Origin of the sequence: Campylobacter coli, assembly GCA_039516895.1 — a bacterium.
GTDB classification, from domain to species: domain Bacteria; phylum Campylobacterota; class Campylobacteria; order Campylobacterales; family Campylobacteraceae; genus Campylobacter_D; species Campylobacter_D coli_B.
In genome coordinates, this window is sequence record CP154437.1 from 1,003,357 (window position 1) to 1,022,362 (window position 19,006).

Below are 19,006 nucleotides of genomic sequence, written 5' to 3' on the forward strand. Positions count from 1 at the left end.
ATTTAAAGCAGATTTGGGTTAAAATTATAGATTAAAATTTTCAAAGGATAAAATTGAGATTATTATTTATTTTATTTTGTTGTTTTTTAGGTTTAAAAGCCGAAAATTCAATTACTTGTGATTATATAAAAAATAACAAAGCCCAAATTTTTCAAGATAGTCCAAAACAAGACTATCTTGATATTGCTTCTACTTGTGATTTTTCTTTAAAAAATCAAGCTTTTACTAAAAGACTTTATCAACTCGCCAATGAAATTCGTGGTGGAAATGCTGCTTGTAGCGGTGTTGAATATTTTCCAAAACTTCAACAATTTGATTTTTTGCTTTTAAAAATTTCTATTGATCCCATAGAGTATCAAAAAGGTTTAGATACTCCTGAAAATTTAGAAAAAAAATACACTCTTTTAAGATCTTATTTTAGGTATTGGGCGTATCAAAGTATAGGAAATTTCAGACTTTATCAAGAATTTTGGCAAGAATATAATAATGCCATAGAGCCCTTAGAGCAATATTTTGAAAATAATTTTAAATTTGATAAGGGTAGCGATATTTACTATACCACCAATGCTTTAAATGAATTTTTAAATTGGGCTGTAGGAGAAACTAAAATTCATAAAGATATAAGTCCTTTGGCAAAAGTTTTATCCAATAAAAATCATTCAATAAGCTATATCCAAGATTTTATTTATTCTAATAATCTCAACCGAGATGAGCTTACTATAGGACTTCAAGCAGCCTTATTAAACCAACGCAACAAAGATATTTTAAATCTTTTAATCCGTTTGGGCGCTAGGATTGATGAGGGCTATGAAAATGCTTTATTTTATGCTCTAGAAAGCTATGATAATACTAAATTTTTATTAGAATTGGGTTTAAATGTCAATAGTGCCAATACTTTTGGTAAGACACCTTTATTTTATGCCATAGAATTTCAACGCAAAGATATTGTTTCATTGCTTTTAGAATATGGTGCCGATGTTAATAAAAAATACATTAACGATAATGAAAAATTAGCCCTAAGCGCAAATATAGGTGGAAATACTCCTTATTTTATCACCTTTTGTGCTTTAGAGCATACTTCTAAAAATGTTCTTATGCACGCAGCCGCTTATGGAGATGTGGAAATTTTAAAAATGCTTATTGCAAAAGGTGCCAATATCAACGAAGTAGATGATTTAGGTTTTAATGCTTTAGATTTTGCCTTAGCAGCTAATAAAAAAGATAATGCTGATTATTTACAAAGCCTAGGTTTAAAAGCAAATGAAAATTTAATTTATGGAGGGAGTCTAGAATGAAAACCGCATTTATCACAGGAGCAAGTTCTGGTTTTGGATATGCTTGTGTTGAAGCTTTTATACAAGAAGGATACAAAGTCATTGCACTAGCAAGAAGAAAGGATCGTTTAGATGAATTAAAAGCCAAATACAAAGATCAAATTCACATCCTTTGTCTTGATGTAAGAAAGCAAGAAGAAATCTTTAATGCTGTTGAAAATTTACCTAACGAATTTAAAGAAATAGATGTGCTTTTCAATAACGCCGGCTTGGCTCTTGGTATAGATGAATTTGATAAATTAAGTATAGAAGATATAGATACTATGGTTGATACCAATATCAAAGGTCTTTTATATGTAGCAAAAGCGATCATTCCTACACTTCGCAAACAAAAAAGTGCTTATATCTTCAATCTTGGCTCTGTGGCCGCTAAAAATCCTTATTTTGGTGGTAATGTATATTGCGGAACCAAAGCATTTGTAGGACAATTTTCTAGAGCCTTAAGAAATGATTTAAGAGGTGAAAATATCAAGGTTACAAATATAGCCCCGGGTCTTTGTAAAACAGAATTTAGCGAAGTGCGTTTTAAAGGAGATAAGGCAAAAGCAGATGCGGTTTATGAAGGGACACAATACATAAGCGCGCAAGATATAGCAAAAGTAGTGATGTCCATCATCAATCTGCCAAGCCATATCAATGTCAATGAAATAGAACTAATGCCCGTTACTCAAACTTGGAATGGCTTTTATATAGAGCAAAATCAATGAGATTTTTAATATTTTTTTTACTGCCTTTGATTGCATTTGCCAATACACATCAAGCTACAGCAAATGCAAATTTATTTGGGGTTTTTACTCTTATACCCCCTTTGGTTGCTATCACTCTAGCTTTTATTACAAAAGATGTGATTTTATCTCTTTTTGCAGGAGTTTTAAGCGGAACTTTCTTGCTCAGTCTTGCTTCTAATATTTTTCAAGCCGATAGCTTAAGTTTTATTCATTTTTATAATACTGCGATAGATTCTTTTTCAAAAATTATTTCTTATATTTTAGAATCAACTTCAGATCCAGTAAATGCCGGTATTATCTTGCAAATTTTATGTATAGGTGGGCTTGTTGCACTGATTACAAAAATGGGCGGTGCAAAAGCCGTGGCTTTAAAATTTGCAAAAAGAGCAAAATCAGCAGTATCAGCACAAGTAAATACTTGGTTTTTAGGCTTACTAATCTTTTTTGATGATTATGCTAATTTGCTCATCGTAGGACCTATAATGCGTCCTTTGGCGGATAAATTTAAAATTTCTCGTGAAAAATTTGCTTTTGTTATTGATTCTACAGCTGCACCTGTCGCAGGGATTGCTGTGATTTCTACTTGGATAGGTTTAGAAGTATCTTTAATCAAAAATGCCTATGAGGATATAGGCATTAGCAATATCAGCGCTTTTGGGGTTTTCGTCGAAACCATACCTTATAGATTTTACAATATTTTTATGCTTTTCTTTGTCTTAATGACTGCACTTATGGGGCGTGAATTTGGTCCTATGTTAAAGGCTGAAATTCGAGCAAGAACCACGGGACAAATCGCTCCTTTACCAAAATCAGGTACCCTAGATACCGCAGAATTTGAAGATCAATTTTTAGCTCCAAAAGAAGGTATTAAAATTCGTGCATTAGATGCTACGATTCCTATTTTGACTTTAATTATTTTAGCCATACTTGGATTTTATTTTAATGGATTGAGCACCTTAAAAGGCGAAGAATTAATAAAAGCAAATGCAAATCCTTTGTCTTTTGAAACTTTTAGGCTAGCCTTTGGAAACGCAAATTCTTCAGTGGTGCTTTTTCAAGCGGCTTTATTTGCTGCTATTGTGGCAATTTTTATTGGGGTGTATCGCAAGATTTTTAATTTTAAAGAAGCAGTTGAAACTTGGATATATGGTTGGAAAACTATGATTTTTACCATAGTTTTACTTTTGTTTGCATGGTCGCTTTCAAGCATAGTAAAAGAGCTTGGAACTCCAGAATTTATCTCGAGTTTGCTAGCTGATAAACTACCTGAATTTATTTTACCTGCTACCATTTTTGCTTTTGCTTCAGTTATTTCTTTTGCCATAGGAACAAGCTATGGAACTATGGGTATTTTAATGCCTTTGGCAGTGCCTTTAGCCTATAAAGTTGCACAAATAAATGCAATGGATATGGATGCAATACATCATTATATGGTGATTAATATAAGTTGCGTTTTAACTGGAGCCATTTTTGGAAACCATTGTTCGCCTATTTCAGACAATGTAATCCTTTCGTCAATGAGTGCAAAATGTGATCATATGGAGCATGTTCGTACTCAAATTCCTTATGCTTTATTTATTTGTGTGATTTCTTTATTTGCTGGATACATACCTGTTTCTTTAGGGCTTAGTGTATGGTTGGTTCTTCCTTTGAATTTAATTCTTATTGCATTTTTGCTTAGAATTATCGGAAAGAAAGTTTCATGAGCCTCCAAGAATTTGGCAATTTTTCAAATTTAGAAGAAAAGGCTTTTTTTATAGAAGAATTTTTCAAAGATTTTTATCAAGGAAATTATGAGCTTTTTTCTTCTAAAGATAAACATTACCGCACAAGAGCGGAGCTTTCGTTTTATCATGACAAAGATGAAATTTATTATGCGATGTTTGAAAATAAAAAGAAGATCATCATAGAAAGCTTAGATTTTGCAGATGAAAAAATCACCGCTTTTATGCCTAAACTCTTAAAACAAATTCGTAGTAATGTAAATTTAAAAGAAAAGCTTTTCGGTGTAGAGTTCTTAGCAACTAAAAATGAGTTGAGCACCACTCTACTTTATCATAAAAACATAGAGCTTATTTGTGATGATTTAAATAATTTAAGCTTAGAACTTGATGCAAATTTAATCGCAAGAAGCAAAGGTAAAAAACTTATTTTCAAAAAAGAAAATTTAAGACAAGAACTTGATATACAGGGTAGAAAAATATTTTATGAATTTAACAATGATTGCTTCATACAGCCTAATACCTCTATCAATGAAAAAATGATAACTTGGGTATGTGAAAATTTACAAGCTCAAGAAAGAAAAGATTTGCTTGAGCTTTATTGTGGATATGGAAATTTCACTCTAGCCTTAGCAATTTTTTTCGATAAAGTATTGGCTACTGAAATTTCAAAAAGCAATATTAATTTTGCCTTGCTTAATTGCAAGATCAACAATATTTCAAATATCCATTTTGCAAGGCTTTCAAGCGAGGAATTATCCCAAGCTTTAAAAAAAGAAAGAGAATTTTTTCGCTTAAAAGATATTGATTTAGATAATTTTAACTTTTCTCATATTTTAGTCGATCCACCGCGTGCAGGACTTGATAAAAGTGTGATCGATTTAATTAAAAATTATGAAAACATCATTTATATTTCTTGTAATCCTATCAGTTTGAAAGAGAATTTAAAAGAACTTGCTCTTACGCACAGGGTTGAAAAATTTGCACTTTTTGATCAGTTTGTCAATACTCCACATTTAGAATGCGGAGTACTTTTAAAATCTTTGCATTCTAAACAATCTTAAATTTGAAAGTTGATAAATTATAAAAAATAATAATTCATCAACTTAGCCAAAATCACGATAAAAATACAAAGCACAAAAACAAAAGGATGTATAAAACGCGTTAAAGGATTTTTTCTCTTTAGCACAAAATGAAAAAATAAAGAAAACACCACTAAAGATAAAATACTAAAGGCTAAAATCAATTTTATCAAAAAAATTAAATTTAAAGGATTAAGATGAAAACTTATCATCGCACCACCACTTAAAAATAGCAATAATACGATAAAAGGCATAATCTTAACACCCACGGAAGAAAAAAGATTTTTATCAAAATTTGGATTTTTTCTCTTAATTGTATTGAGTATAAAAATATCGACAAATAAATAACCTACAAAGAAGATTGCACAGATTAGATGAATGATTAAAATATAAGGATAAGCTTGAGCCATATTTCACTCCTTTTTTAATAGCTTTTAATAATTGTAGCAATTTTTGATTTTTAAAAAATTCACTTTAGTTAATTTTATATAAATATATTTTTAAATTAAAATCTATTTTTAAGCGAAATAAGATTATGATTAAATTTTTAAAATTTTTATATAAAGTAACAACGATGGATGAAAATTTAATCATAGATAAAATACTCAACAATACAAAAACCATTGCCATAGTAGGACTTAGCCCCGATGAAAGCAAGCCTTCTTTTATGATAGGACAATTTTTACAAGAAAATAATTATAAAATTTATCCTATATATCCTAAATGTGATGAAATTTTAGGCGAACGCGTTTATCGAAGTTTAGATGATATCGATGAAAAAATAGATCTTGTTTTAATGTTTCGCAAAGGTGAATTTGCTTCTTCATTATTGCCAAGTATTATCCAGAAAGGAATTCAGAATTTTTGGCTACAACTTGGAATTTGCAACAATGAAGTTGCTAAAGAATGCGAAAAATTAAAGATTAATTTTATACAAGATAAGTGCATTATGCGCGAATTACCACTTTATCAAGATAGGATAAATAAATGCTAGAACTAAATAAAATCTATCAAGCCAAACAAAAAATTGCTGATTTTGTAAGCAAAACCCCTTTTATACATTCTTCTTTTTTAAGCGAACTTTGCAAAAGTGAGGTGTATTTAAAAAATGAAAATTTGCAAATTACAGGAGCTTATAAAATTCGCGGCGCATATAACAAAATAGCCAATTTAGACTTAGAAGCTAAAAAAGCAGGAGTTATAGCTGCTAGTGCTGGAAATCACGCTCAAGGCGTTGCTATAAGTGCAAAGAAATTTGGCACAAAAGCCATAATCGTAATGCCCGAATCCACCCCGCTCTTAAAAGTTTCTGCTACCAAAAATTTAGGCGCGGAAGTCATCTTAAAGGGTGATAATTTTGATGAAGCTTATGCCTTTGCAACAAACTATGCAAAAGAAAATGGATTGAGCTTTATCCACCCTTTTGAAGATGAACTTGTGATGGCAGGACAAGGCACACTTATGCTTGAAATGCTTGATGATATAAGCGATCTTGATACTATCATAGCTCCTGTTGGGGGTGGTGGGCTTATTAGCGGTATAGCAAGTGCTGCAAAGCAGATTAATCCCAATATCAAAATTATTGCAGTAGGCGCCAAAGGAGCTCCTGCAATGCATGATAGTTTTAAAGCAAAAGAGGTTAAAAACTCTAAAAGTGTGCGCACTATAGCAGATGGTATTGCTGTACGCGATGCTAATCCGATTAATTTAGGCATTATTCTTAAGTGCGTAGATGAATTTGTTCAAGTAGATGATGAAGAAATTGCTAATGCGGTATTGTTTTTACTTGAAAAACATAAAATCATAGTCGAAGGCGCAGGTGCTGCAAGTGTGGCCGCCCTACTTCATCAAAAAATCGATATAAAGAATTCTAAAAAAATAGGCGTTGTTTTAAGTGGTGGCAACATTGATGTACAAATGCTAAACATCATCATAGAAAAAGGTCTTTTTAAAGCTTATCGTAAAATGCAAATCAATGTTACTTTAATCGATAAACCAGGAGCTTTACTCAATCTTACAGACAGCTTGAAATCAGCCAATGCAAATATAGTTAAGATTGATTATGATAGGTTTTCAACCAAGCTTGATTATGGCGATGCTATGATTTCTATCACCTTAGAAACCAAAGGCAAAGAACATCAAGAAGAAGTTAGAAATATCTTAAAAGATAAAGGTTTTGATTTTTACGAAACTTTCTAATAAGAAATTCTACTCAAATAAAGTCCGCAAGGCGGGGCTAAAAAATGATTGTATTGTTTTTTAGCTTCGATTTGCTCTTTTAGCTCTTCCTCGCTCATCTTATTTTCTAAAACTTTTAAAACACTAGCAACCATTAATCTTATTTGTGCTCTTAAAAAACCATTAGCCTTAAAACGAAAAATAGTAAATTCCTTATAAGAATACGCTTTAGCTAAAAATATTTCCCTGATAGTTGTTTTATTATCCCCTCCGCTTTTGCAAAAGAATTTAAAATCCTTAACACCTACAAAATTTTGCAAAATAAGATCAGCCTTTAAAATATCGATAAAAGGATAAAAATGAACATAAGAAGCCAAAAAAGGATTATAAGCTCCGTGATAAAAGATATAGCGATATTCTCTGCTTTTTACATTGTATCTTACTTCAAAATTTGAAGGCATGATTTTTAAATTTTTAACATGTATGAAAGGATGAGAAAATTTATTGATTTGCTTTTTAAGATAGTTCAAATCCCTAAAATGCTCCCCGCATTCCACACAGGCAACAGCATAGCTTGCATGCACCCCCTTATCAGTACGAGAAGCCATCAATACAGCGGAAAAAATTCCAAGATGACTTAAAGCATCTTGTAAGGCATCTTGAACGCTTTTTTTATGAGGTTGGGTAGCTGAACCCAAAAATTTCGATCCATCATAGGAAAAAACAATTTTTAATTTCATCAATAACGACTCAAAATCATCTTTTTAAAACAAACAATAGACGCGATAAAACTTAAGATAAAGATTCCAACAGAAGCTAAAATCGGAGGCTGTGAAAAAGAGCTTAAAAGCCCAAAATATACAGCAATAACTCCAAACATACCAAAATAAATAAAGCCTTTTTCATAACGATAAGTTACTATGCCAAAAGAAAGAGCAAAAAGCGTGCTTGCAAGTGGAAATAATGCTATGGTTACATAAATTACAAATTCTTTCGCGCGTTGGGGATTTGTATTTAAATCATTCCAATACTCATAAAATTTTTTAGTCTGTAAATTTTGATTATCAAATTGAGTATTGACTATGAGCTTATCAAAATTTCCAATAAAAAGCGTTTGATCATTTTCAAAATTATACATTTTGCCATTAGAAAGCTTAAAAGCAAAGCTGTCTTCATTTTTTTGCACTATCGCTTCCTTTGCGATAATCAATTGCTCTTTGTCTTCTATATTGCGTTTTGGATGATACATGATGATATTTTCATATCTATCACTTTCTTGTCTCTCAATAAAAATCATCCATTCAAGAAATCTTTGTCCAAATTCGCCCGTTTTGTAATTAAATTTAACCTGAGTTTTTTTAAAATTCACAAAATTATCTTGCAATTCAAACACTATAGGTATCATAACCAAAGCTATGATTAGCATCAGTGCGCTTACTAAAGCAGCAATTTTTAAAAAAAACTTAGCCAAAATTTTAGGTGAAAATCCCAAGGTAAATAATACTATACTTTCATTCTCTCTAGAAAGTCTAAAAAGAGCTAAAGCAAGAGCGATAAAAAAAGCTATAGGCAAGGTAAAAATGAGAATTCTTGGCAACATAAAGCCATACAATTTAAGCAAATCTACAAAATTAATCTCTATACTAGAAGTAAGCTTGGCAAGTTGTATAAAAAAAACCATCGAAACTATAGTAAAAAGCACAAAAAAAATCGATAAATTTGTACTTAAAAATTGATTTAAAACATATCTTAAAGCAAGTTTCATATTAATTCCTGAACAATCAAATATATCAAATACATCACAAAAGCAGCATTGATGAAGGGCAAAAATGCTAGTTTTATATTTTTATTATAGACAAAAAAAGGCAAAGACAATAACGAAGCAAGAAAAAGAATTATAAAAGCACCCTTAAAACCAAAAATCCCTGCCATACTAGCAAGGATGATAATATCTGCATCACCTAAATTTTCTTGTATATTTTTTGTTCTAAAATTCTTTATAAATGCTATAAAATTTTTAAGTAAAAATAAAAAACCAGCAAAAATAAAAGCCTGAACCATAAATCCATTTTGAAAATTCTCAAATATAAAAAAATACATAAATTCATCACTATTAAAAGCAAAAGAAAATGCAACAAAAAAAATCAACCAAAGCAATTTTTGAGGTACAGCCTGAAATTTTAAATCTATACAAGAAAGTGCAAATAAAACAAATAAAAAAATCAATAAATGGATAAATTCCACCATATCTTGACTTAATAAATAAGCAATCCAAGCAAAAATAATCCCCAAAATTTCAGCCAAAAAAACATAAAAAGGGATTTTAGTATGGCAAGTTTTACACCTAAAACAAAGAAAAATATAAGAAAAAATAGGTATTAACTCCAAAGGCTTAAGTTTTTGATGACAAGAAAAGCAATAAGAACGCAAGCTTAATAAGGGTTTGTTTTCACAAAAACGCATTGTCATACTCATACAAAACGAACCCAAGCTCGCTCCTAAAATAGCTAAAATCAAAAAAGCTATAGGATTATTTTCCAAAAGTTCTCTCTCTTTTTCTAAATTCTTTTATGATTTTTTTAAATTCTCTTTTTGTAAGAGAAGGAAATAAGGTTTCGCTAAAATAAATTTCTGCATAAGCACATTGCCAAAGCAAGAAATTAGACAATCTTTTGGCATTTCCCACGCGAAGCATCAAATCCACATCTAAAGGCAAGTCTAAATTATCGCTTATATTTTTTTCATTGATTTCCAAGCCTTTTTCAATCAAGCGCTTAACTGAACGCACGATTTCATCTTTTGCTCCATAACTGATAGCTAAATTCACACAAAGCAAATCACAATGCTTAGTTTTTTCTTCCACAAGGGCTATTTTTTCTTGCAAATGTGTATCAAGTCTTGATAAATCCCCGATAGCTCTTAATCTTACATTGTTTTTTTCAAATTCTTTTAAGGCTTCATCCAAACAACGATCCAAAAGCTCAAAAATAAATTCAATCTCATCTTGAGGCCTGTTCCAATTTTCAGTGCTAAAGGCAAAAAGGCTTAAATTTGAAATTCCCTCTTCTACACAAGCTTCCATAAGCTTTTGCATGGTTTTAACACCTTGAGAGTATCCAAGCTTTGCTAAAAAGCCTTTTGCCTTAGCCCAACGCCTATTGCCATCCATTACAACAGCAAGATGTTTTAGTTCATTCATTATTACCCTTTAAAATCAAATAATTTTTTAAATACAAATAAAGGTTGTATATTTTTATCTTGCAAAACATTAAATTTCAATTGTTCATTTAAAAATTTTTGCACCTTAAAAAATGGGGTAAATATCGAAATTCCACCCTCATCGATCAGAATTTTCAAAGCTCCAAAGACGCTAAAATAAAGATAAACTTCTAAAAATTTAACTCTTTTTTTCATCTGAAACAAACAAGCTTTACCCTCAAAGATAAAAGGGATATGATAGATATTTTCAAAACTTGCAAAAAGCATTTCTTTTAAAACATGATACTTCTCTTTGTCTTTGCATTCTAAAAGATTTGAAATAATATATTTTTTATAATCAACCCTGCCTTCTAAAATTTCAACTATCAAAGATAATCCCTCTTCAAAAGGATAAAATTCAGGTCTTTTGGATAAATGCTTAAATGCGATCGCACCGCCTTTTTCTATATAAAGCTCGGCTAAATACTCAGCTCCGATTTCTAATTCTATCATGCTTTTGGTTTGAATTTTCCTATGATTGAGTAAAAGTGTATAGTGCGCATAGCCTGATTTTGCTAAAACCTTCATTTGTATAGGTAGGGTTGAGTTTATCATATTCATATTTTTTCACACCAAGAAGCCAAATCAAAAGCCAAATCTTCCTTGCTTTTTAAACCGCTTTTTTCAATCTTGTTTGCTGTAATAAAATGAATTTCATTCTTGGAACTTCCAAAATAATTTTCCTCTTCTAAGATATTTAGACAAACCATATCAAGCTTTTTATCATTGAGCGATTTTTTGGCATTTTCTAAAGCATTTTGAGCGTCAAATTCCATCTTAAAGCCTATCTTTTTACCTTTAAAATTTAAATTTTTAAGCAGATCTTCATTTAATCTTAAATGCAAATTTAAACCCTCTAAATGCTCATTTTTTTTGATTTTGCCTTTTTTAAATTCGGGTATAAAATCACTTACAGCTGCTGCCATGATTAAATAATCTTTGTTTGAATTTTGCTCTAGCAATTCTTTTAATTCTAGCGAACTTTCAAAACTCTTAAGAGGATAAGGAGTATCAAAATAAACCGAACTTAAAAGCGTTACTTTAGCTCCTAAAAAATAAAACGCATCAGCGATTGCCTTTGCCATTTTTCCACTTGAAAAATTACTCACACAACGCACATTATCAATCTTTTCTTTTGTCCCTCCACCACTAATGACAACTTCTTTATCGCACCAAAATGATTGCTTTAAAAGCTCTCTTTTGCTTATATTAAAGATATCTTTTACTTCAGCCAAAGCTCCGATACCCTCATCTTTACAAGCTAAAATTTTTGAAATTGGCTCTATAATCAAAGCTTGATTTTTTTTAAGTAAGGCTAATGAATTTTGGGTGCTAAAATGATGATACATATTGGTATTTGCAGCAGGAGCGATGATTAATGGCTTGTTTGTAGCAATTAGGGTTTGTATGAAAAGATTATCAGCTATTCCTAAGGCTAGTTTGTTGATAGAATTTACACTTGCAGGTGCAAAAAGAATCAAATCCGCATCTTTACTAAAAGCGATATGATTATTTGAGTTTTTCCAGCTCTCATTCTCTTCGCATAAAATTTCATCTGCTAAAGCCTCAAAGCTCATTTTAGAAGCGAATTTTAAAAGCCCATTAGAAAGCAAGACTTTTACCCTAAAACCTTCTTTTTTAAACAAAGATATAAGCTCATAAGCTTTATAAAAAGCTATACTACCACTTATGGCTAGAAGTATGGTTTTTTTCATTTTTGAAATTTCTTATAAAAATAATCTTTGATAAGTTTTTTTTCTGCGCGGTTGATAAAAAGAACTCCGCTTTCAACATTGCAATCAACAGAGCTTCCAGCAGCAATAATCACATCATCTTCTATTTTTACAGGCGCGATAAATTGAGTATCAGAGCCTACAAAAACATTTTTTCCTATGATGGTTTTATGTTTTTTAACTCCGTCATAATTACAAGTTATAGTTCCACATCCTATATTTGTCCCACTCTCTATCTCACAATCTCCCAAATAGCTTAAATGCCCTGCTTTTACACCATTTAACTTGGCATTTTTACATTCTACGAAATTTCCTATATGAGTGTCTTTTAGCTCGCATTTAGGACGCAAATGTGCCAAAGGACCTACATCAGAATTTTCAACAATACTATTTTCAATAACACTTGAACTTTTAATGATAGAATTAATAATCTTGCTTTTTCCTTCTATGCGAACATTTTCATATACTTCACACTCACCCACAAATTCCACATCCATTCCTATATAAGTGCTTTGTGGTAAATGAAAAATCACACCCTGTTTCATCCAGTGTTTTTTAATCTTTTCTTGCATTAAATTTTGTGCTATGTTTAACTCAAATTTATCATTTATCCCCATAAATTCATCTTCATCTACAAAAACAGCTTTGATACTTGCACCTTGTTTTTTAGCCAAAGAGATAGAATCGGTTAGATAGTATTCTTTTGCGGCATTATGATTATCTATAAGGGGTAGAATTTGTGCTAAAAGCTTAGACTCTATCACATATACACCCGCATTGCAAATACTCACTTTTCTTTCTTCTTCATTTGCGTCTTTAAATTCAACAATTTTTTCCACTTGATCATCTTTAATAATCACTCTTCCATAACTCTTAGCATCTCTTGCATTAAAAACAGCCAAACTAAGCTCACCTTCACTTTGAAGCAAAGCTTCCAAGCTTGTTTTTTCAACCAAAGGCATATCTCCGCAAAGAATTAAAACTTTTTCATTTTTAGGCGTAAAACCCTTTAGAGCACCTGCAGTACCTGGGAAATTAATCAAATCTTGTTCTAAAATTTGCGTTTTGGGAAAATGCTCTAAAATTTCTTTTTCAACGCGTTCTTTTTGATGAGATAAAACCACGCTCACATCTTCGCTTATAGCAAAAGCTTTTTCTAAAATATGCAAAATCATACTTTTTTGACACAGCTCTTGTAATACTTTTGGTTTTTCAGATTTCATTCTTGTTCCAAGCCCTGCTGCTAAAATCAAAATGGAAGTTTTCATTATAAAAAGCCTTTTGAGGATAATTTTATTTTAATTTTAACATTTTAAAGTTAAATTTTTCTCTAAATTAAAGCAAGTTAAACTCTTTTTTAGTGAGTAAAAGTTAAAATTAAGTTTCATTTTTTAATCAAGGTTTATTTTTGAAAAAAATTTTAACATTATTGTTTATCAGCGGTTTTTTTAGCGTTATTTTCGCTGCCGAAGCAACAATTCCTACGGTAAATTTAAGCCTAAGTGCTCCTGATACTCCTAATCAACTTGTTACAACCCTAAATATAGTCATAGTCTTAACCATACTTGCACTAGCTCCAAGTATAGTCTTTGTTATGACTTCTTTTTTGCGCTTGATCGTAGTTTTTTCATTCTTGCGTCAAGCCATGGGGACTCAAAGTATGCCGCCTAATACAATCTTAGTAACTTTGGCATTGATTTTAACCTTTTTTATAATGGAACCTGTGGCTACAAAGTCTTATAATGAAGGTATCAAGCCTTATTTAGCAGAGCAAATAGGCTATGAAGAAGCTTTTGCAAGAGGTGTAAAACCTTTTAAAGATTTTATGCTTAAAAACACACGCGAAAAAGATTTAGCTTTATTTTATCGCATACGCAACCTTCCCAACCCTAAAACCATTGATGATGTTCCGCTTACGGTTTTAGTTCCTGCTTTTATGATTTCAGAACTTAAAACTGCTTTTGAGATAGGCTTTTTGATTTATTTGCCGTTTTTAGTTATCGATATGGTTGTAAGTTCGGTTTTGATGGCGATGGGGATGATGATGCTTCCTCCTGTTATGATTTCATTGCCTTTTAAACTTTTGATTTTTGTTCTTGTAGATGGGTGGAATTTACTTGTTCAAAGATTGGTAGAAAGTTTTGTAACTTAAAAAAGGCTCAAGGCCTTTTTTAATTAAAAGAAAAATTGCAAATTTTCTTTCTTAAATGTATCTTTAACTTCTTTAAGATACTTCTCTCCTAGACTATCAAAAAGTCCATCTTTTTTACTTTGAGTGATAAAATCATCAAGTTCTTTTTTAAGCTCTTTGTTTCCTTTTTGTATAGCTATACCCCAAAATTCAGGATTTTCTTGAAAAGGTGCTAAAATCGCTCTTGTGGTATCTTGGTGTTTTTGCCAAGTTCTATAAATAGTAAGCTGATCATAAAAAAATCCATCTGCTTTGCCTTGTATAACCTCTAAAATAGCTGCATTTTCTTTATCAAATAAATGTATCGTAGCGTTTTTAAGATTTTTATTTGCATATAAATGTCCAGTAGAACCTCTCTTTAAAGCCAAAATTTTACCCTTTTGATCCAAATCTTTGATATTTTTAATATCTGAATTTAGGGGAGTTAAAATTGCCAAATTAGCTTGCGCATAAGGAATGCTAAAATCAACAGCTTTCTTACGATCATCAGTAATTGTCATAGAAGACATAATAAGATCAATTTTACCCGTTCTTAAAGCTGGTATCAGCCCATCCCAAGCGATATTTTTTACTATAAGCTTGTAATCATTTTCTTTAGCAAAAGCTTCCAAAAAATCAACGCTAATCCCACTTGCTTTTCCGTCTTTATCACTCATTTCAAAAGGTGGATAACCCAACTCCATACCTACAACCAAGTCTTTTGCAACCAAATTTAGAGCAAAAAACAAAGTTAAAAAATAAAATATTTTTTTCACTTTTTCTCCTTTATTGATTTTAAAAATTATACAAATTTTATCTTATTTTGTTATTAGAAAGAAAATGAATTTAAAATCTCAAATTTTACAAATCTATTTTACCCAAATCTTTAAATTTTGAAATAGAACATTTTGGATTTTAATATCGCAATTAAGTGATATTAAATCCTTTAAAATTGTTAAAGTTTATTAAAAATTTCATATTATAAAGTTGCCATATATTCGAAAAAACTACGATCTACCTCGAAACTTTTGCTTAATTGCCTTTTATTTATCAATTGCTTATCTCCTATAATACAATCTCTATTTTTATGCATAATAAGTATTTTATCTGCAAGTCTTTGAGCATTTTGTGGATAGTGAGTATTGATAATAACGCTTTTTCCTTTCTTTTTTAAAAATTCCAAAGTTTTTAAAACTCTATCTTGATTTTTAAAATCTAAATTAGACTCTGGTTCATCCAGCACAATCAATAAAGGTTCATTCACGAGTGCTCTAGCAAAAATCACCATTTGCAACTCTCCTCCGCTTAAACAATCACAAGTTTTTTGAGCTAAATGCATTATCTCTAAATCTTCCATGATTTCATTAGCTTTATCAATATGCTCTTTTTTAGGTATCGTTGTAATCTTAGTGTTAAAACCTAAAAGTATCATATCAAGAACCTTTAAGCCGATCTTTAAATTTTTAGCTTGCGGTATATAAGATATTTTAGAAAATAATTCCTGATGTGATATTGTTTCAACCGCTCTATTTTGCAAATAGCTTGCTCCATCAGCCCATTTAAGAAATCCCATGCAACATTGGATTAAAGTAGTTTTGCCCACTCCATTTCTACCAAGAATAGCCAAAACTTCACTTTTATCGATTGCAAAATTAATTCCTTTAAAAATTATCCTTTGGTTGCGGATAAAAGTTCCATTTTCTACTCTAAACAAGCTCACAATCTCATCTCTCCTTTCATTTTAAATAAAATAGCCATAAAAAATAATGACCCTATAATCGCACTAAGAATAGAAATAGGTATCTCTTCAGAACTCACAGAACGACTAAAAGTGTCGATAACAATCATAAACAAAGCGCCAATAATCAAACTAAAAGGAATGACTTTAGCCATATTGCTACCTACAATAATTCTAGCAATATGAGGAATAATAAGACCTACCCATCCTATAATTCCACATATACTAACAACACAAGAAACTATCAAAGTTGTAGCAAATATTAAAATAATCCTAAGACGAACAATATTAAGCCCTAAACTTTTAGCTTCATTATCATCTAGCATTAATAAATTATGCTTCCATCTATAAATCACTATGATAAGCCCCCCTATAAACATTCCTATGCAACAAAATACCAATTGTCCTAAATTACTCACACTTAAAGAGCCTAATAACCAATAAGTAATTGTTGGAAGAGTATCTTGAGGATCTGCTATATATTTTAATAAAGATATAAGACTTTGAAAAAAAGCTGTGATAATAATCCCACCCAAAACAATCATTATTCTATTACTATAATCTCTTGCGACTAATAAAGTTAAAAATAAGGTTAAAACCCCAAACACAAATGCAAAAAATGTAAGCATATAAACATTAGCCCCAAGTAATAATGCAAGCGCTGCACCAAATCCAGCCCCACTAGCTACTCCTAAGATATCTGGACTTGCTAAAGGATTTCTAAAAATAGCCTGAAAAGAAGCTCCTGAAGCCCCCAAAGAAGCTCCTACAAAAATTGCTAAAATAATACGAGGTATTCTGACATTAAAAAGAATATATTCTAATTTTTCATCTACTGAAGGTTGATCTAATACAACCGCGTAAATCACCTTTAGCATCTGCATATAAGAAATTTCATATCTTCCAATACCCATTACATAAAAACTTACTAGCACTAATATTAAAAAACCTATAATATACTTCAACATGACTTAATACTTATATGCAAATTTAACAAACGCGTTTATTCCAGGCTCCAACAAAGGATTTGTAAGAGCTCTAGCATAGGCTATATCTTCAGCTGTTGTAGGATTTCGTCCTTTTTGATTAAAAAGATTTTCAACTCCAAAAGTCAATTGCATATCTTTCCATTCTTTGTTAAAATGCTTCAAATCAACCCCTACATTAATATCTGTAATTGTATAACTGCTTGTTTCTCTTTCTTGAGTAGAATCTATTCGATTTTTACCAAGATATGCCTTTTGAATCCATTTTATATATCCCCAATTAAATTCATATCCTAAAGCTAAATTACCATATAAAGGTGCGATATATGCAAGAGGCTTATCAGCTGTCTTGTCTTGACCATAATTATAGGCTGCTATAATATCAACAAGCCAATTTTCCATAATTCTATGGTGACTTTCAAATTCAATCCCTTGAATATAAGCCTTACCGATATTTCGAGCTTGTACCTTGCCTCCTCCTATGTTTATATTTTGTATCATATCTGTATAATCTGTTCTAAAAAACACCAAAGAACCATAATGACTACCCTCTTGATATCTTCCACCTATTTCATAAGTTTGTGCATATTCTGGTTTTAAATCGTGATTTGCTTCTGAAGTGGCACTAGGAAATAAACCTGTTGTTCCAGGGCTTTTAAAATTCTGACTTACATTACCTATCAATGCAATTTTATCATTAATATAATACAAAGCACCTATACTTCCCGTTAAGGCATCTGAAGTCTTTTTTTTATGGCTATTTAAAAAATCCGTCATATCTTGCGTTTCATTTGTAAATTTATTGCTGCCAATTTGTGTGATTATATAATCATAACGCAAAGAACTCGACAATATCCAATTATCATTAAGTCTATAATCATCTTTTATGTACGCAGCAATCTCTGTATCAATAGTCGATCTTGAAGTAGTAACTTCTTGATTGCTAATTTGATTGATTTGTTTTGTTGGAGTAGGAGATATTGCACTTAAAACACTTAAACCATAACCTAAAGAATGCCTATCAATCTCTTTATTAAAATTTAATGCTCCTCCTACTTGATTGGTATTGTGCACAAGCTGATGAATAAAGCTTTCTCCTATGCTACGCCTATCAATCCATAAATCTGTATCATAATGCCTCCAATATAAATAAGCATCCATCTTATCTGCAATTTCTAGATCATAAACTTCCACACCTCCTCTTATATAATACTCATACATTGGATCCTCGTTTCTTACAATCCCATAATAACTACCTGGTTTTGCATGAATTCCACCCGCATTATAAGTATTAATTTTTTGAAATTTTCCTTGAGTGTAATAACGAATATTATCCTTAGTATAACCTATGTTAAAATCTGTCCCATAGGATTGATATTTAGAATTTTTAGCAATGCCTTCTGGGGTTCTAAAATCATTACCCTTGCGCCCATGAATTCCTAGTAAAATATCCCAGCCATCACCGCCCCCTAATAATTCTGCCCTACTTCCAAATCCTGCATTAACACTATTAAATTCTAAAGCTCTAATCTTAGCATCCATTTTAAAGGGTTCATTTATATCGCCGTTATAGCGTCTTGTCTTAAAATTGATAACCCCATTAATTGCATTAGAGCCATATAAGGAAGAAGCTGATCCTCTAATTACCTCTATGCCCTCTAAAGAATTAGGATCGATCATATTAAGCTCTAAAGTGCTTCTTCCTGTTACTCTTACCCCATCTATTGCGATAATAGAACGAGAATTATTAGAATTCATTCCCCTTACGCTTAATTGACCCCCAACTCCGCCCGAGCGAGAATACATAATACCAGGAACTGATTCAAGCAAACCTTGAACTCCACCACTTCCACCTTTACTTAAAATATCTTTTTGACTTACAACACTTACACTTCTAGTTGGTAACTCTTCTTCCAATTGCAAAATGTCCCAAACTACATCATCGTTTATCTCATCTCCTGCTACAACGATTTTATCAAGAGAATAAGTTTTTACATCAGCTTCTTGAGCCAACAAACAAGAACTAATCAAACTTATATAAAAAAACTTTTTCATATTCTTCTTTCTTTGTATAAAAA

General features: G+C 31.1%; 19 protein-coding genes. 7 read left to right on the forward strand and 12 right to left on the reverse strand.

Features of this window, described 5'->3' with window-relative positions:
* Window positions 1-53 precede the first annotated feature (53 nt).
* Genes AAID94_05095 through trmA form a run of 4 tightly spaced genes read left to right on the forward strand, consistent with a single transcriptional unit; the run spans window position 54 to window position 4,847 of the window.
* Complete coding sequence (locus AAID94_05095) at window positions 54-1,295, forward strand: ankyrin repeat domain-containing protein (GenBank protein XAK23227.1); 1,242 nt, start codon at window positions 54-56, stop codon at window positions 1,293-1,295.
* On the forward strand, window positions 1,292-2,041 hold the full coding sequence (locus AAID94_05100; GenBank protein XAK23228.1) for an SDR family NAD(P)-dependent oxidoreductase: 750 nt from the start codon (window positions 1,292-1,294) through the stop codon (window positions 2,039-2,041). Before AAID94_05095 ends, AAID94_05100 begins: the two co-directional genes overlap by 4 nt.
* A complete protein-coding gene (locus AAID94_05105; protein ID XAK23229.1) occupies window positions 2,038-3,768 on the forward strand; it encodes a Na+/H+ antiporter NhaC family protein in 1,731 nt (576 codons plus the stop codon). The genes AAID94_05100 and AAID94_05105 overlap by 4 nt, the downstream gene beginning before the upstream one ends.
* Window positions 3,765-4,847: a tRNA (uridine(54)-C5)-methyltransferase TrmA gene (trmA, locus tag AAID94_05110; GenBank protein ID XAK23230.1), complete on the forward strand. Its 1,083-nt coding sequence runs from the start codon at window positions 3,765-3,767 to the stop codon at window positions 4,845-4,847. Before AAID94_05105 ends, trmA begins: the two co-directional genes overlap by 4 nt.
* Before the next feature lie 17 nt (window positions 4,848-4,864).
* Here the strand turns inward: trmA and AAID94_05115 are convergent, their stop codons facing one another.
* The gene (locus tag AAID94_05115; protein ID XAK23231.1) at window positions 4,865-5,275 is read right to left on the reverse strand and encodes a copper resistance protein CopD; all 411 of its coding nucleotides are present in this window, start codon (window positions 5,273-5,275) and stop codon (window positions 4,865-4,867) included.
* A 164-nt stretch (window positions 5,276-5,439) separates the two neighbouring features.
* Here AAID94_05115 and AAID94_05120 point away from each other — a divergent pair, with 164 nt between their 5' ends.
* Both AAID94_05120 and ilvA read left to right on the forward strand, forming a co-directional pair.
* The gene (locus AAID94_05120; GenBank protein ID XAK23232.1) at window positions 5,440-5,859 is read left to right on the forward strand and encodes a CoA-binding protein; all 420 of its coding nucleotides are present in this window, start codon (window positions 5,440-5,442) and stop codon (window positions 5,857-5,859) included.
* The gene (gene ilvA, locus AAID94_05125; protein XAK23233.1) at window positions 5,853-7,064 is read left to right on the forward strand and encodes a threonine ammonia-lyase; all 1,212 of its coding nucleotides are present in this window, start codon (window positions 5,853-5,855) and stop codon (window positions 7,062-7,064) included. The genes AAID94_05120 and ilvA overlap by 7 nt, the downstream gene beginning before the upstream one ends.
* Here ilvA and truA read toward each other — a convergent pair.
* From truA to glmU, 7 genes are read right to left on the reverse strand one after another with little or no spacing between them, the layout of a single operon-like run.
* Window positions 7,061-7,786 carry a tRNA pseudouridine(38-40) synthase TruA gene (gene truA / locus AAID94_05130; protein XAK23234.1) on the reverse strand — a complete coding sequence of 242 codons (726 nt, stop codon included), beginning with the start codon at window positions 7,784-7,786 and terminating at the stop codon, window positions 7,061-7,063. The two genes, ilvA and truA, sit on opposite strands and share 4 nt — an antisense overlap.
* Window positions 7,783-8,808, reverse strand: coding sequence for an LptF/LptG family permease (locus AAID94_05135; protein ID XAK23235.1), 1,026 nt, complete (start codon window positions 8,806-8,808; stop codon window positions 7,783-7,785). The genes truA and AAID94_05135 overlap by 4 nt, the downstream gene beginning before the upstream one ends.
* Window positions 8,805-9,584 carry a prepilin peptidase gene (locus AAID94_05140; GenBank protein ID XAK23236.1) on the reverse strand — a complete coding sequence of 260 codons (780 nt, stop codon included), beginning with the start codon at window positions 9,582-9,584 and terminating at the stop codon, window positions 8,805-8,807. The genes AAID94_05135 and AAID94_05140 overlap by 4 nt, the downstream gene beginning before the upstream one ends.
* The gene (gene uppS, locus AAID94_05145; protein ID XAK23237.1) at window positions 9,574-10,242 is read right to left on the reverse strand and encodes a polyprenyl diphosphate synthase; all 669 of its coding nucleotides are present in this window, start codon (window positions 10,240-10,242) and stop codon (window positions 9,574-9,576) included. The genes AAID94_05140 and uppS overlap by 11 nt, the downstream gene beginning before the upstream one ends.
* A 2-nt stretch (window positions 10,243-10,244) precedes the next feature.
* A complete protein-coding gene (locus AAID94_05150) occupies window positions 10,245-10,862 on the reverse strand; it encodes a hypothetical protein (protein ID XAK23238.1) in 618 nt (205 codons plus the stop codon).
* Window positions 10,859-12,016: a bifunctional phosphopantothenoylcysteine decarboxylase/phosphopantothenate--cysteine ligase CoaBC gene (gene coaBC / locus AAID94_05155; protein ID XAK23239.1), complete on the reverse strand. Its 1,158-nt coding sequence runs from the start codon at window positions 12,014-12,016 to the stop codon at window positions 10,859-10,861. The genes AAID94_05150 and coaBC overlap by 4 nt, the downstream gene beginning before the upstream one ends.
* On the reverse strand, window positions 12,013-13,302 hold the full coding sequence (gene glmU / locus AAID94_05160) for a bifunctional UDP-N-acetylglucosamine diphosphorylase/glucosamine-1-phosphate N-acetyltransferase GlmU (protein XAK23240.1): 1,290 nt from the start codon (window positions 13,300-13,302) through the stop codon (window positions 12,013-12,015). The genes coaBC and glmU overlap by 4 nt, the downstream gene beginning before the upstream one ends.
* 149 nt (window positions 13,303-13,451) lie before the next feature.
* Between glmU and fliP the strand changes: the two genes are divergently transcribed.
* Window positions 13,452-14,186 (forward strand): flagellar type III secretion system pore protein FliP, encoded by a 735-nt coding sequence (gene fliP, locus AAID94_05165; GenBank protein XAK24785.1) that lies wholly within the window; start codon window positions 13,452-13,454, stop codon window positions 14,184-14,186.
* Window positions 14,187-14,209: 23 nt separating this feature from the next.
* On the opposite strand, the gene AAID94_05170 is transcribed toward fliP, so the two are convergent.
* The 4 genes from AAID94_05170 to AAID94_05185 form a co-directional block, all read right to left on the reverse strand.
* Window positions 14,210-14,980, reverse strand: coding sequence for a transporter substrate-binding domain-containing protein (locus tag AAID94_05170; protein XAK23241.1), 771 nt, complete (start codon window positions 14,978-14,980; stop codon window positions 14,210-14,212).
* A 203-nt stretch (window positions 14,981-15,183) separates the two neighbouring features.
* Complete coding sequence (locus AAID94_05175; GenBank protein XAK23242.1) at window positions 15,184-15,924, reverse strand: ABC transporter ATP-binding protein; 741 nt, start codon at window positions 15,922-15,924, stop codon at window positions 15,184-15,186.
* Window positions 15,921-16,910, reverse strand: coding sequence for an iron ABC transporter permease (locus AAID94_05180; protein ID XAK23243.1), 990 nt, complete (start codon window positions 16,908-16,910; stop codon window positions 15,921-15,923). The genes AAID94_05175 and AAID94_05180 overlap by 4 nt, the downstream gene beginning before the upstream one ends.
* Before the next feature lie 3 nt (window positions 16,911-16,913).
* A complete protein-coding gene (locus AAID94_05185; protein ID XAK23244.1) occupies window positions 16,914-18,983 on the reverse strand; it encodes a TonB-dependent receptor in 2,070 nt (689 codons plus the stop codon).
* Window positions 18,984-19,006 lie beyond the last annotated feature (23 nt).